The 15449-nt window shown below is 37.5% G+C and carries 10 protein-coding genes; 3 read left to right on the forward strand and 7 right to left on the reverse strand.

Going from position 1 to position 15449, the window contains the following annotated elements; all coding sequences use genetic code 11:
- Window positions 1-231: 231 nt before the first annotated feature.
- On the forward strand, window positions 232-996 hold the full coding sequence (locus LMF32_RS12915) for a DUF1189 domain-containing protein (protein ID WP_347401934.1): 765 nt from the start codon (window positions 232-234) through the stop codon (window positions 994-996).
- An 810-nt stretch (window positions 997-1806) separates the two neighbouring features.
- Window positions 1807-4449 (forward strand): cation-translocating P-type ATPase, encoded by a 2643-nt coding sequence (locus LMF32_RS12920; protein WP_230525000.1) that lies wholly within the window; start codon window positions 1807-1809, stop codon window positions 4447-4449.
- A 130-nt stretch (window positions 4450-4579) separates the two neighbouring features.
- Here LMF32_RS12920 and LMF32_RS12925 read toward each other — a convergent pair whose 3' ends face one another.
- Complete coding sequence (locus LMF32_RS12925; RefSeq protein WP_092481024.1) at window positions 4580-5914, reverse strand: DEAD/DEAH box helicase; 1335 nt, start codon at window positions 5912-5914, stop codon at window positions 4580-4582.
- Window positions 5915-6140: 226 nt separating this feature from the next.
- Entirely contained in the window at window positions 6141-6443 is a 303-nt protein-coding gene (locus LMF32_RS12930; protein WP_188204917.1) for a hypothetical protein, read from the reverse strand.
- A 364-nt stretch (window positions 6444-6807) separates the two neighbouring features.
- Here LMF32_RS12930 and zwf point away from each other — a divergent pair, with 364 nt between their 5' ends.
- Entirely contained in the window at window positions 6808-8316 is a 1509-nt protein-coding gene (zwf, locus tag LMF32_RS12935) for a glucose-6-phosphate dehydrogenase (protein WP_230525001.1), read from the forward strand.
- A 421-nt stretch (window positions 8317-8737) separates the two neighbouring features.
- Here the strand turns inward: zwf and proS are convergent, their stop codons facing one another.
- The 5 genes from proS to LMF32_RS12960 form a co-directional block, all read right to left on the reverse strand.
- Entirely contained in the window at window positions 8738-10177 is a 1440-nt protein-coding gene (proS, locus tag LMF32_RS12940; RefSeq protein ID WP_092481027.1) for a proline--tRNA ligase, read from the reverse strand.
- Between the two features lie 429 nt (window positions 10178-10606).
- Entirely contained in the window at window positions 10607-11470 is an 864-nt protein-coding gene (locus tag LMF32_RS12945) for an aldo/keto reductase (RefSeq protein ID WP_230525002.1), read from the reverse strand.
- A 32-nt stretch (window positions 11471-11502) separates the two neighbouring features.
- The gene (locus LMF32_RS12950; RefSeq protein WP_278046305.1) at window positions 11503-13038 is read right to left on the reverse strand and encodes a phosphomannomutase/phosphoglucomutase; all 1536 of its coding nucleotides are present in this window, start codon (window positions 13036-13038) and stop codon (window positions 11503-11505) included.
- Window positions 13039-13276: 238 nt separating this feature from the next.
- On the reverse strand, window positions 13277-14596 hold the full coding sequence (locus LMF32_RS12955) for an IS1380-like element IS1678 family transposase (RefSeq protein WP_230525003.1): 1320 nt from the start codon (window positions 14594-14596) through the stop codon (window positions 13277-13279).
- Between the two features lie 514 nt (window positions 14597-15110).
- Window positions 15111-15302, reverse strand: coding sequence for a hypothetical protein (locus LMF32_RS12960; RefSeq protein ID WP_230525004.1), 192 nt, complete (start codon window positions 15300-15302; stop codon window positions 15111-15113).
- Between the last annotated feature and the right edge of the window lie 147 nt (window positions 15303-15449).

Genomic DNA, 15449 nt, shown 5'->3' on the forward strand with positions numbered 1-15449 from the left:
TTTGCTTACTAATAATAATTTAACATTTTTTATAACCGATTACAATTTAAAGTGACGATTATGTGAATATACTTGTCACATTCCATTTAAAAAATCTTCTGGTGTCTATTCTAGAGCAAAAACTATCCAGCACATTCAAAATAGTTTTTTCTCTTTTTATCTAGTTGAGTTTATTTATAGAACAGTTTACAATTAGCTAGTATGGTACGAATTATCTAAGGAGGAATCGTTATCTCATTATTTCAATTATTTAAAGCATCTTTATCTCGCCCAGAGCAACTGGTCGAAGCAAGAAATGTCAAAACCAGAAAGACGATTTTCTACATTTTATTTCTATCTTTTGTCATTACGTTGCCGGTTTGGATCGAAACGACTCGCACGTTAAATGAATTTCTTCAAGATGGTCAGGAAATCGCAGAGAATATTCCAGCTTTTAAAATAGAAAACGACGAACTTGTTCCTGAAGAACAAGATGAAAGTTTTATTTATCAAACAGATTCGATTATTTTTGCATTCGATCCAAATGGAAAAATCAGCCCTTCTGATATGGACAGACGTGTTTTTAATGATACGATAGGATTTTCTTTGTTAGAAAAAAACCTCTATCTGTCTATCCCTCTTTATCCGATGGAAATACCTTATAGTCAGTTGAACGGTCTTAACGTTGTCACGATGAAAGAAATCATCTTAAACATGCAAGATACTAATCCTTTGATTCTATTGTTAACTTTTGTCTTGTTGTGGATCAGTTCAGTCATCTTAATTGTCATTTACAATTTTTTGTATACCGTTTTTGGAAATTTAGTGGCTGCTATTACGAGAAAGCCCATCCGGTTTAAAGAGACTTGGAAAGTAGTTTTATTCGCTTCTACTCTGCCGACAGTTCTTTTTGCATTGTTGAATGCATTTAATATCCAACCCTTATTTCAAATTGAGATCCAATTGATCATTACCGTTTTCTTCTATTATAAAGCGATAAAGAAACTTTCAAGATAGGTTTATCTATCCTAAAAAGCGCAGAACCCATCAAACGGGTATCTGCGCTTTTTTTGCCTACCATTATGAGTTTCATCAATGGAATCAACGTTTTGACTTCTTTTTTTTAGTTTTTTCAGTCATAATCCTTGAAAAACACCTATGTATTTGTTACAATTAAAAAGTAAGCAAGCAAGTGAGTGCTTGCTTCTTGATGAACCTCGTTAAATATTCTGTACGCCTTTGAAAGACTATTTTAAATTGCATGATCTTTTCCGCAACTTCGCTTCTACTCTAAGACTTATACTTCATTCACCCCTTAGATAACGAAGTTCAATAGATGATTTATTTTATATAGGAACTAACAAAGTAAAGCTGAATTGGCTACTATTACCTTAAAACGGATGTTTTCCATCCATTACCCTTGAATGTTTACTACTTTTTAACAATCCTTTCTTAATTTTACACTAGTTAATGTCTTAGAACTAGTTGAACACTTCTGATAGAAACCCAACATATGTCTTAATGAGATAAAAACACTTTATGTGTTGCAGATAATCTAGTGCTGGTCAATTTTACACAGATTCAATCATTTTGTTTTACCCATTCTATGGGTATATAATTATTATATTCATAAAACCGATCGAAGTTTCCTGCTTAACAAAAAAACAGGTTCTTCAGTCACAGGATTGCAAAAAGAATTGTCCTCATTTTGGTAGTTGCCTTCTCTTTTACTGCTTGCTTTAGTTATTCTTATAGCGGACAAATCAGTAGCCTAATTTCTTAGTCTTTTAAAGTTGTACAAACACTATACAAAAAAGGAGAAATGTTATGGATTTTAGAACCGAAAAGTTAGATACTATCTTAGATCAATTTGACAGCAACACAGAAAAAGGATTAACCCCTGAACAAGTAGACCAGCACAAAGAAAAATACGGTCTCAATCAATTCGATGAAGAAGAAAGCGAATCACTGTTTTCAAAAATTTTTCATCAACTTAAAGATGTTACGGTTATTATTCTAATTTTAGCCGGTATTATCTCCACTTATATTGCAATTACGGAACACCCCGATGATTTCTCTGAACCAATCGTTATTTTCTCTATTGTTATCTTGAATGTGGTCTTGGCTATTCGACAAGAAGGGAAAGCTGAAAAAGCTTTGGCCTCCTTGCAAGGTTTGTCAGCTCCACAAGCCAGAGTACTGAGAAACGGTCAAGAAGAAGTTGTTCCTGCAGCTGATTTAGTACCTGGAGATATTTTATTGATCGAATCAGGCGACTTAGTTCCAGCTGATGCGCGTATTCTTAATAGCAGCGATCTGCAAGTAGAAGAATCTGCTTTGACTGGTGAAAGTGTTCCTGTAGATAAAGACGAAAATGCTGATATCGAACCGGACAGTCCTATAGGTGACGTATTCAATACAGTCTTCTCAGGTACATTAGTCACAAACGGTCGTGCTAAAGCCGTAGTTGTCACTACTGGTATGGATACAGAAATGGGAGCTGTTGCCGGTTTACTGAACCGTACAACTTCTGGAAAAACTCCATTGCAAAAACGAATGGATCAATTAGGCAAACAAATTAGTTTGTTGGCTCTGATTGCTGGTGCGATTATTTTCACCTTAAGCTTTTTCCAAGGAGAAGAATTCATCAATAGTTTGATGACTGCTGTGTCTCTGGCTGTTGCTGCAGTTCCCGAAACGTTACCTGTCATTGTTACGATTTCATTGGCATATGGTGTTCAGAACATGGTGGATCGAAATGCTATCATCCGAACCATTCCTTCGGTAGAAACCTTAGGTAGTGCTTCTGTGATCGCTTCTGATAAAACAGGGACATTAACACAAAACAAAATGACGATTCAAAAATTGTGGGCTTACCCTAATAAACCAATTGATGCAGAAAGTGATTTTGGCGAAGATGAAAAATGGGTGCTCAAAATGATGAGTTTAGCTTCTAACGCTGCGATTGAAGACAGAGATGGCGAAGAAATCATCAGCGGTGACCCTACTGAAACGGCGATTATCCGCTTGTTGCAAGAAAAAGGTTTACCTAAACCTGAATTAGATCAGAACTATCCTCGTATTCACGAAATTCCTTTTGATTCAGGACGGAAATTAATGACGACTGTTCATAAGCTGGATGATGGCTATATTTCTATTACTAAAGGTGCTTTTGACCGTCTGCCTATCAACTCTTCTTCTACTACAGAGGATGTAGGAGAGGAAGCTAGAGCGATTCACGATTCTTTTGCTAACGATGCTTTACGCGTTTTGGCTGTAGGGTATAAGAAATATGATGAACTTCCTGAAGATTTAACACCTGATGAGCTGGAAAGTGACATTGTCTTTGCTGGAATCGTAGGGATGATTGATCCTCCGAGAGAAGAAAGTATTCAAGCTGTTAAAGAAGCTAAATCAGCCGGTATCAAAACGATTATGATTACTGGTGACCATGCAGCTACTGCTTCGGCTATTGCTGAACAAATCGGTATCTTTGAAGAAGGCGACAAAGCCATCACAGGTGCTGAATTAAGCAAACTTTCGGATGACGAATTGAAGAAAAACGTTCGTGACTATTCGGTTTACGCTCGTGTGTCTCCAGAAGATAAAATCCGTATCGTTGAAGCTTGGCAATCACATGGTGAAGTTGTCGCTATGACCGGAGATGGTGTTAATGATGCTCCTGCTTTGAAAGCCGCTGATGTGGGTACAGCAATGGGAATTGCAGGTACTGAAGTAGCAAAAAGCGCATCTGATATGATTTTGACGGATGATAAATTCGATACGATCGTACATGCTGTTGAAGAAGGACGTCGTGTTTACGAGAATATCAAAAAAACTGTTTACTTCTTATTATCTTGTAACATCTCTGAAATTTTGATTATGCTGATTGCTGTTATTATGGGCTGGGGTCTACCAGTTATTGCGATTCAATTGTTGTTCATCAACGTTGTAGCTGATGGTATTCCTGGATTTGCTCTTAGTAGAGAAACATCCGATCCAACGATCATGGAAAATGATCCGATTGGTAAAGGCGAAAGTATTTTTGCAAAGGGCGGATATAGAAACATCGCTGTTGCTGCTTTGACTTTCACAATTACTACCTTGATTGGTTTCTATATTGGTTCGTTTGTTGATATTGACTCTGCTATCACAGCAAGTCACGAAGTCGGTCAAACAATGGCCTTTATGATTTTAGGCTGGTCATCTGTATTACACATTTTTAATGCTCGAACAAAAGAATCTATTTTCAAAGCTGGTGTAACATCCAATAAAAGCTTGTTCTGGTTGGCAATCTTGTCGTTAGTGTTATTGACAGTTGTTGGTCTAGTCCCTGCTTTAGCTGGTATCTTCAGCTTAGTAGAACTCAGCTTGACTCATTGGATCATTGCTTTTGGGCTTTCAGTAACAATCCTTGTAGTCGTTGAAATCCAAAAATTCATTTTACGTAAAATGAATAGATCGTTTTAAAGAACGCGATTAAATACACCAAAAAGGTCTTGAGAAATTCTCAAGACCTTTTTTAATGTCAAAACAGCTGATCAAAAGAGTCTTCTTTTGATCAGCTGTTTTTGTTTTTTCGAGAGTAGTCAAAACTTGCTTAACTTTTCTTTGATTTCTCTCCACGGTTTTTCTCAATCCGACGTTTTCTTTGGTTGTTCTTTTTGATTTCACGACTGATTTTTTTCTTGTATCCTGGTTTAACATTTTTCTTTTTCTTTTTCACGTAACCGCGTAAAGAAGGACTCAACGTGTCTTTTGCTGTATCTGTTCTCTTCTCACGACGTTGACGGTCATAAGTTTCTTTAATCTCGCCTTTTGAGATAGTTTTTGGTTCAAATGTAACTCCGATTTTCTCAATATCATTTACAAAGTTCTCTTCACTTGGAGCATACAACGTGATGGCAATTCCCTTCATGTTGTTTCTTCCTGTTCTTCCCACTCGGTGAACAAAGAATTCTACGTCATTCGGAATCTCAGCATTAATGACATGAGATACTCCTTCAATGTCTATCCCTCGAGAAGCTAAATCTGTCGCTACAACATATTGGAACTCAAGGTTTTGAATTTGTCTCATTACCCGTTTACGCTCACGCGGAGGAATATCTCCATGAATAGTAGCCACTTTCAATCCTCTTGATTTCAAGCCATCAGCGATTTCTTCTACTTTTGCTTTAGTGTTTGCAAAAACAATTGCCAAGTAAGGCTGTCCAATCGTTAACAGTTGGTAGACGATATCAATACGTTCTCTACCTTTAGTCGAAATCAACCAGTTCTCAATGGATGGTGAAATAACATCTTTTGGTGCGATTTGTTCAAATAAAGGATTTTCCATATACTTTTTCAAGAATGGTTTCAATGATTCTGGTATTGTTGCAGAGAAAACCAGCATTTGCAATTTGTCCGGCATTTTTCCAGCTATCTTATCAACGTCTTCTAAGAATCCCATATCTAATGTCATATCAGCTTCATCCACTACAAAGTACTGCGCTGTATGAACCAATAGTCCGTTAGCATTTACCAAGTCTAAGATTCGTCCTGGAGTCCCTATAGCAATATGCGGTTGAGTATTGGTTAATTTGCTTAATTGACGTTTTTTATCTGTTCCGCCGACAAAGTTCTGTACAATCACTGCTGGATCAGATTTTTCAGCTAACTGCACAGCAGCTTGATACAACTGTTCCGCTAACTCACGACTAGGTGCAGTAACAACAACTTGCACTTCATTATGAGTTGCATCAATTTTATTTATTAATGGCAGCAAAAAAGTATGTGTTTTTCCAGATCCTGTCTGTGATTGTCCAATAACACTTCTGCCTTTTTGAATAGCCGGTATCAATCTCTCTTGAACCTCAGTTGGTTCCTTGAATCCCAATTCTTCGATTGCTTCTATCAAAAATGGTTGTAAATTAAATTTTTCAAATGGATGTCCCATTGTATCGCCTCTTTCTTTCCTCACTATCTTTCAGTTCACATAGTAAAGTTGATGCTTTATTTTAGTGTTCATTAGACTTGCCTACTTCACAAATTTACCACATTCATTCGTTTATATAGAATAACGTATATTCACAGTTCTATGACTTTGCATCTTGAATAGTATAACACAAAATACTTATTTTTCTAAATAAGAATTCTATCTGGTAGTGTTTTTATTTCCTCCATTAATAGTATCTCCTCAAAGTCTTAGCTAAGAAGACTCCTGGGATAATAAGTAACACGACGTATATGAGTATAAAGACTTCTACGCTCACTTGTTCTGACAACAGATAGCCAACTGCTGACCATATAAGTCCGACCGCTCCTGTAGTGACTAAAAGAGTACTGACAAGCGACACGATTCCTGCTGCATCCTGTTTTTTGATCCATTGAGCTATCAGTTTTTGGAATTTTTCTGTCTTAAGGAGCATACCATCTGTCATGAAAACTATACTGACTAACGCAAAAACCAAATAAAGTACATCCATTTTCCCACCTCGTTGTTTATTGATCTCTCCTAAAGTATACGCGAAAATCACTTCCAGTTAAAAGGAATACCCTACATCCTTTTGAGATAAGTCCTCTCTTCAGCAGATAGACAAGTAAATAAACAAGGCAAAAAGTTGTTTCTCTCTTAGGATTTATCGTCAGCCTATGGTAAAATAAAGATGTTATGATTTTTTTAAAAGAGTATGTATATCATCTGTTTGGAGAGAACAAATAAACAGTTCGGTTTCGAATAGAATGATTGATTCTGCTCACAGAAAAAAGTACAATAAATGGAAACAAAGTAAAGACAAAAAGTAAGTATTTCATTTTTTAAGGATTACTTGAAAGAGAGGTTTTATTGGAGTGACTAAAGAAAAAAAAGCTCTATTTATCATCTTTGGCGGAACAGGAGACTTGGCGAACCGCAAGCTGTACCCTTCCCTTTATCGCTTATATAAAAACGGCTATTTGAATGAGCACTTTGCGGTTATTGGAACTGCCAGAAGAGAATGGTCCGACGAATATTATCGAGAAGTTGTTGTAAGTAAAGTTGAGGATCTGGCTGATACTAAAGAACAAGCTGAAGAATTTGCCAGCCATTTTTACTATCAATCTCATAATGTAAAAGATCTTGAGCATTATACAACATTAAAAAATCTAGCTGACCGTTTAGATGATAAATATCAATTAGAAGGCAATCGTATGTTTTATTTAGCTATGTCCCCTAACTTTTTTGGGATCATCGCTGAAAACATTAAAGAGCAACAATTGATCACTTCAACTGGTTTCAATCGTCTGATCATTGAAAAACCATTTGGCCATGATTACCAAAGTGCTTTAGAGTTGAATACTCATATCCGCTCTTCTTTTGAAGAAGATCAGATTTACCGTATTGATCATTATTTAGGAAAAGAAATGGTGCAGAACATTTCAACTGTCCGTTTTGGAAACCAATTGATCGAATCAATGTGGAACAACCAATACATTAATAACATCCAAGTAACCCTTAGCGAATCCTTAGGTGTTGAAGAACGTGGTGGTTATTACGACACAAGTGGTGCTTTAAGAGATATGGTCCAAAACCATGTTTTACAAATCGTTGCTTTGTTGGCTATGGAGCCTCCTTCTATCATGCATGATAATGAAATCAGACAAGAAAAAATTAAAGCATTACGTGCATTGCGTTTGTATTCTAAAGATGAAGTCCGTTTGAATTTTGTGCGCGGCCAATATGGACATAGTACCGTTAATGGAGAAACGTTGCACGGTTATTGTGAAGAACAAAATGTGGCAGAAGATTCTCAAACAGAAACTTTTGTAGCTGGAAAATTATTTATCGATAACGTGAGATGGTCGGGTGTCCCAATATACATTCGTACGGGTAAACGATTAGCTGAAAAAGGCACTCAAATCGATATTGAATTTAAAAATATCCCTCATCAATTATTCCAAACAGAAAATGATGAACCTCTCCCACCAAATGTTTTGTCTATTTTCATTTCTCCAACTGAAGGGTTCTCTTTACAGTTAAATGCTAAGAAAATTGGTCCTGGAATGAAAGCTGAACCGATCAAATTAACAAGCATTCGTTCTGCCGAAGAAACTGCCAATAATCCAGAAGCTTATGAAAAACTTATTTTGGATTGTCTGAATGGTGATGCGACAAACTTTACACATTGGGATGAAGTAGCTGGTTCATGGGAATTTGTCGATCGCATTAGAGAAGCGTGGGACGAAACCACTATGGAATTCCCTAATTATCCAAGCGGCTCTATGGGTCCGATAGAAAGCATGTATTTATTGAAAAAAGACGGCTTCCAATGGCATTGGTCGCCAGTAAAAACGATTGCTGATGAAATGACTGATAAATAATCAAAAAAGCAGCACTCAAAAGTTCAAACGAACTTTTTGGGTGCTGCTTTATTAGACGCGTTGTGAAAACCAGTCTTTCTGCATTTTCTGCACTCTTTTTTGTCAGGAAAAACGCCTGACTAAAAAGAGTGCATGAAAATCACGGAAGTCTGAACGGTTTTCTCACGCTCTTTCTTAGACGCGTTGCGTAAGGCAGTTCGCCTATCACTTTCAAAAAATGGAACTTAGGGAAAAACACCCTAATTCCATTTTTATGAAGTGTACGTCGAACTAAGCGCCTTACTCCACGCTTTGGTTTTAGACGCGTTGCGTAAAGCAGCCTATGCGTCTATAAGCCTAAACCAACTGTCAGGTAAAAAGCACCTGTCTGTTGGTTTTTTCTTATAATCGATAGGCTGAACGCTTTACTCCACGCTCTTTCTTAATAAGCTCTTGCTAGCCATACTGTGTGTTTGGCTGGTTTTCCTGTTACGATACAGGTTTGTTTTTCTACTGGTGGGTTGAATGGGATATTACGTGTTGTAAATCCTGTTTCTTCTTTGATTTTAGCTTCTGATTCTAATTCGCCGTCCCAGCCAGCTAATACAAATCCTGGAGTTTCTCCAGCAGCTTTTTTCTCTTCGATATGAGCTTTTAACTCATCTAAAGTATCGATTGTTGTATACTCGTTTTCTTTGCGGAATTCACGAGCCGTTTCCAACAAACGTTGTTGCATGATTTCTAGAGCTTCCGGCACGTAATTTAAGATATCATCTAAAGAAACAGCTTCTTTATCTGCTAAGTCACGCATTTTAACCATTACTTGATTGTTTTCCATATCTCTAGGACCAAATTCAATACGCATTGGAACACCTTTCAGTTCCCATTCGTTGAATTTGAAACCTGGCGAGTTGTCGCTATCATCTAAGACTACGCGGAATCCTTTAGCTTTTAATTGCTCTTCTAAAACAGCTAATCTCTCTACGATTTCTGGTTTCTTTTTCCATGGTCCTACAGGTAAAAGAACGATTTGTTTTGCGGCTACTTTTGGCGGCAATACTAATCCTTGTTCGTCACCGTGTGTCATGATTAAAGCGCCAATCAAACGTGTAGAAACTCCCCATGAAGTTGTGTGTGCTAATACGTGTTTGTTGTCGCGGTTCAAATATTTGATGTCAAAAGCTTCAGCAAACTTAGTTCCCATATAATGAGAAGTTCCAGCTTGAACAGCTTTTCCATCTTTCATCATAGCTTCCACAGAGAATGTATCCACTGCACCAGCAAAACGCTCAGAAGGTGTTTTTTGTCCTTCGTATACAGGAACAGCTAACAATCCTTCGATAACTTCTTTATAAACTTGAAGCATGCGCATTGTACGGATACGAGCATCTTCTTCTGTTTCGTGTGCTGTATGTCCTTCTTGCCATAAGAATTCAGACGTACGCAAGAATGGCAAAGTTTTCTTTTCCCAACGGAATACGTTTGCCCATTGGTTGATTTGCATTGGCAAATCGCGGTAAGAATTTACCCAATCACTAAATGCAGTCCCGATCATTGTTTCAGAAGTTGGACGTAAAGCTAAACGCTCTTCCAAAGGCTCTCCAGCGGCTTCAGTTACCCACGGCAACTCTGGACTGAATCCTTCAATGTGATCTTTTTCTTTCGTAAAGAAAGATTCTGGAATCAACATAGGGAAATAAGCGTTACGAATTCCTTCTTCTTTAAAACGCTTGTTGAACTCTTCTTGAATGTGTTCCCACATTTCATAACTGTCTGGTTTAAACACGATACACCCGCGAACTGGGGAATAATCCATCAAATCAGCTTGTTTGATCGTTTGGATATACCATGCTGAAAAATCTTCTTTTTGTAAATTACTCATTTATTCATTCCTCCTACTATCATTTGTGCAAAAAAAAATAAGCATACTCCATCCCTAGAAAAGGACGAAACATACTATCATGTATCCGCGGTGCCACCTTAATTGGTCATTGACCCAACTCAACTTCCGATAACGGCGGACGCCGGTTATATTTCTATAACGTATTGTCAGGAAGGTTCAATCAATAAGCGGGGGTCCTTTTTTCAGCACATAAAAGACTCTCTTTTACCCATTATTCATTTACTAGCCCTAACGCACCTACATGGATATTGTAAGCTAAGTCAAACAAAAATACAAGCTGTTTTCTGTTGCACCATTATTCTGCTGATTCTCGTGATTTGACTGTTTTTTCTATTGTTACCTAAGTTTTTCAAATAAAAACTCTTCTGAGATTGAAAAGTATTCAATCTCAGAAGAGTTCAATGATTGCTAGTTTTCAGGACGGATAGAAGTTTGTTTCAACCGTTCTTGGTCATCCGGGTCGCTTCCATAGCGAGTGCCCGTGTTTAAAGTTGCCATCAATTCCATCTCATTGCTGGTCAAACTGAAATCAAACACTTCGCTGTTTTCTTGAATGCGAGAAGCGCGAACAGATTTAGGAATAATGACTTCTCCTCTTTCCAAATGCCAACGTAAAATGATTTGAGCAGGTGTTTTTCCATATTTGTCTGCCAGTCCAAGAATGACCGGTTGTTGGAACAAGTCTGTTTTTCCTTGTCCTAATGGCCCCCAAGCTTCATGGACAATACCGTTTTCTTTCATGTATTCATGCAGCTCGTTTTGCGGGAATTCTGGATGAGTTTCGATTTGATTGATCATTGGCTGCATCAACTCTTGGTTTTTCAAATCTTCTAAATGATGGATTTGGAAATTTGAAACACCGATAGCTCTTACTCGTCCTTCTTCATACAATTCAATCAATGCTTTCCACGATTCTGCATATTTTGGTGCTGCCCAGTGGATCAAATATAAATCTAGATAATCTGTATCTAAGCGGTCCAATGTTTCTTGGAAAGCAATTTTTGTCTGCTCATACCCCAAATCATAGTTCCAAACTTTAGACGTCAAGAAAATTTCTTCTCTGGAAATACCGGACTCTTTTAATCCTCTAGCTAAGTACTCTTCATTTCCATAAATTTTAGCCGTATCAAAGTGGCGATAGCCTACTTCTACAGCAGCTTTTACTGCTTCCACAAGCTCTTCTTCATCTTTCATTAAAAAGACGCCCAGACCTAATTTTGGAATCTCTACTCCATTATATAATGTAATACTTTCTGTCAAAGGTTTAACCATTTCAGCACTTCCTTCTCTTGATTGTTTTCTTTCTACAGACTTGATGTGTCGATGCCCTCTTGCTCCGTGAAAAATGATTTCAGATCATTTTTCAATTGAGCTATAGCACCTTTTTGATCACTTTCAAAATATAGCACAAGTAACGGCTCATGCAAACTCATGCGCATTTGCAGCCAGCCTGATCCATATCTTCCCAATGTGTTAGCACGAACGCCTTCTAAGTTATCAGGCTCCACTTCCAGATCAGGCGCCTCTTGAATAAACTTGCTGAATGCCTCAATAACCGTTTCTCCCGTTTGTTGAACGGTGTCTGTAGTGATTTTAAAGCGGACTTCATCCGTTTCAACAGGCTGTTTTAAGTTTTCCAACAAGGAAGAGAAGTTTTTTCCATCAACAGCCATTTCTGCATCAGCGATTAAGATTTTCGCAATCAAATAAGCCCCATCATCCAAAAAGTAATTTTCTTTCAAAGCAGCGTGACCGCTGGTTTCGATAGCTACTGATGTATGAGTACCCTCTTGGTTTAATTTGATAGCTTGATTGATCACATTTCTATAACCAGTGATGTACCGGTTTTGGTGACCGCCAAGTTGTTCAATAAAGTCTTTTAGGTGCTCTGATGTGGCTGAACTTGTCACGATTGTTGTTCCTGGATTTTCTTGGATAGCAATCGCAGAGATTACAGCAATCAAATTATTTCGGTTTACTGCTTGGCCATTACGGTCTACCAACGCTGAACGGTCAACGTCTGTATCAAAAATAACCCCCATATCAGCTTTATTTTCTAATACAGCAGTTTTGATGCTTTCCATAGCTTCTTTATTGTCCGGATTAGGAACATGATTTGGGAAATGACCATCCGGTTCTAGAAATTGGCTTCCTGAAATATCGGCTCCCAATTTTTCAAGCACCTCAGTAGCGAAAAATCCACCAGCACCGTTCCCGGCATCTACTACAATATGTTTCCCCTTTAACGGCATATCCGGATTAGATGCTGTTTTGATACCTGAGAAAATTTTTTTTCGCAAATCTGCCGAATAATCTTTCAATAAGTTTTTTTTCATTGTTACACCTTGATTGTTCTCCCAAGTTACGGCATCCCAATCGGCATGTTCTAATATATAAGCGATATCCTCATGTTCAGCTCCGCCACTGGCAGTGAAGAATTTTAAACCGTTGTATTCAAACGGTAGATGACTGGCTGTGATCATAATCGAAGCTTTACAGTCATATTGCTCATATTGAGTAGCCATGAAAAGTGCAGGAGTAGTCGCTAAACCTACGTCAACCACATCGATTCCTGCATTTGTTAAAGCCTCTATCAGAGCAGTCTTGATCCGTTCTCCAGACAATCTGCTGTCATGTCCTACCGCTACCTTTACGGGTTTATCTAAACTGTCCACAGCCAAGTGTTTTTTCTCTTTCAACCATACAGCAAATCCGTATCCGATCTTTTCAATCACTTGATTAGCCAGTGTGACTTCCTTATCCACTGTCTGCATAGCAATTCCTCGTATATCCGATCCATTTTGCAAAGCTGATAAATCATTTTTTTGTGTATTAGACAATTCCGCACCTCATTTATTTATTTTTTAACATTGAGCCTGAATAATTCATAGCTTTAATTCTTTGGCACATTTTATTGAAATATGTATCACTAATATCCCTATCAACTGATTTTGACTAAAAAGTTACTTCAAACATTCACTGTTCAAAAATATTGAGGAATAAATTTTGGGTGTAAGGCATTTTGAGCATACTTCTCCCTGGATAACTTCCCAGTAAAAAAATCGTTAGATTGTTGGATTAGATCCATTGACTGGCTCGCCTCAGGCGAGCAAAGACCCTGTAGAATTCATTCTGATACACATGATAACTAGATAATTTGAGATAGACTCGTCTACCCGTTTGGACTAATTTCCCAGCAACTTTCAGAAACTTCAATCGAATAGAATGAATGGTCATTCCCTTTTGGACTTCTTCAAAGCCAATCGTTCTTAAGAAGTTGACTAAGTTGTAAGCTATCAAGCTGAGCATCATTCGGACATGATTCTCCAAAAAGCGAGGACTGTCTGTTTTGTCAAAGTAAAAGCCAGCTTTCGCTTCTTTAATGAAGTTCTCCATTGTGCCACGTTTGGCATAGAGAGAAAAGATGGTATCAGGAGAAACATTTTCTGATAGATTCGTCACGATAAATTCATGTCGAAAGAGTAGTTCGCCCGCTTCACGTGTTGAGCGTATACACACGCGACGACTTTGTGACCAGGATTGTGCTTGATAAGTGGTCGAGAAGTACTGAACTTCTCGTTCTTCCCACTTTTGATTATCGCCATAAAGTACTGATTTCTCAGCTATTTGACCTAGTCTACGATTATTCTTCAGTCGAATAACATAATGACTCTTTTTTGATTCACACGAATCATACACATCAGGTGTAGCGAACCCGCTGTCTCCACGAACCAAGATGTCAGTGTTTGGTAGAGAGTGATTATAGTGCTCTAATAAAGGTGTGAGAAACTCCTTTACGCCTTTTGATGTATATTGATTTCCTGAACGTAGTTCAGCTTTTAAGAAGTCACCAGTCAATCCGTCAAAAGCTACCAATGGATGGTAACCATAGGTTTGGTAGTGTGTATTATAATTCGTTTGTTCTTGGTGACCAAATGTATCTGAATGGGTCGAATCTAAATCAATGATTAATTCCGTATCATTACGGATGAGGCGTGCTTTATCGATAAGTTCTTGGTTCAAAGCTTGAAGTTCATGGATATTCTCCTCAGATAGTCGATCTAAAAATCGGAAAAGTGAAGATTGAGAAGCGAGTTCTTTCCTATCTAAAACAGCTTTAAACACAGGATCTTGTCTCAGGAGATTAGCTGCAGAATCAGCTGAGTAACCAGCAATTAATTGCATAATGAACTGCTCAAGTATGGATAAGTTGTCATGAGTAAAATACGCTCGTTCGTCTTCAATGTGAATGTGTTGCTTAGCCAGTTCAGAAAAACCAAAGATGTTCATCAGCTCTTTCACTAGGACGAGACCCGAATCACTCGATAATTGACCACCTGTATGAGAAATAGTGATATTTGAATTGAATTTTACTTGGTTTTTGTGTAAGCTAGTCATGAAAAGAACTCCTTTCTTTTGGTTGGTTTAGTCACTTTAACCATAGCAGAAAGGGGTTCTTTTTTCATCACTTAACGGGTGAAGATGAAAAAGTAATTGTAAGCTGCCGTGAGGCAGTTTCACATGGTTTTAATTAAAAGTATGAATTATTCAGGTAATTAATTTCATTTTTAATTTTTTCGTAGTTCACTCAAAGTATAAGAAAAACTTTAACATTGAGAACCAGTCATCTTAAAGAACCAAACAGAACTGGTCCACTAACTATAATTAGTGGAGACTATTTCTTCCACAAAACCATATAATGCTACATGATGTCCTATGTCTAAAATTTGATAAACTCTTCTTAGTTCATATATTATATCTGACATTTCTAACCAATGATTGGATTTCAATCAAGTGGATCAAGACTTTGTTTCATCTGTAGCGAGCCATGTGAAATAGTGTCCCTCGGAAAATCCTTTATTACAAGATATCACTGGAAGTTTATCTAATTCACTAAGTCTGAAATGTATACTTAGTGTGAGAAAAAATTTATTACTAACCCTATCCCCAAAAGAAGTAGCACAAAAGGAACGATTGGTGGAAAAACAAAACAAAAGAGAATTGCTAAAATCCAATGAATGCATCCAAATTCTCCTTCTCCTCTTTCTTTGCTATTAGCAGAAGCAATCCCCACGACTATAATAACCAAAATAAAAAACCACATAATTAAATCCCCTCTCTATAAAATTTAATTAAAACAACAATTCCTAGATTATTCGTACTTTTCATAAAAGTACTTCAAAATCGTAATGCATCCATGTTTTACTAGTCCTTTTTCATCACCTAGGGAGTGAAAAAGGAATACGGCCAA

The sequence above is a fragment of the Desemzia sp. C1 genome, assembly GCF_020882875.1.
Lineage (GTDB): Bacteria > Bacillota > Bacilli > Lactobacillales > Carnobacteriaceae > Desemzia > Desemzia incerta.

Coding starts and splice junctions, on each gene's coding strand:
- LMF32_RS12920 (WP_230525000.1), top strand. CDS start 1,807: ATGGATTTTAGAACCGAAAAGTTAGATACTATCTTAGATCAATTTGAC.
- LMF32_RS12925 (WP_092481024.1), bottom strand. CDS start 5,914: ATGGGACATCCATTTGAAAAATTTAATTTACAACCATTTTTGATAGAA.
- LMF32_RS12930 (WP_188204917.1), bottom strand. CDS start 6,443: ATGGATGTACTTTATTTGGTTTTTGCGTTAGTCAGTATAGTTTTCATG.
- proS (WP_092481027.1), bottom strand. CDS start 10,177: ATGAGTAATTTACAAAAAGAAGATTTTTCAGCATGGTATATCCAAACG.
- LMF32_RS12945 (WP_230525002.1), bottom strand. CDS start 11,470: ATGGTTAAACCTTTGACAGAAAGTATTACATTATATAATGGAGTAGAG.
- LMF32_RS12955 (WP_230525003.1), bottom strand. CDS start 14,596: ATGACTAGCTTACACAAAAACCAAGTAAAATTCAATTCAAATATCACT.
- LMF32_RS12960 (WP_230525004.1), bottom strand. CDS start 15,302: ATGTGGTTTTTTATTTTGGTTATTATAGTCGTGGGGATTGCTTCTGCT.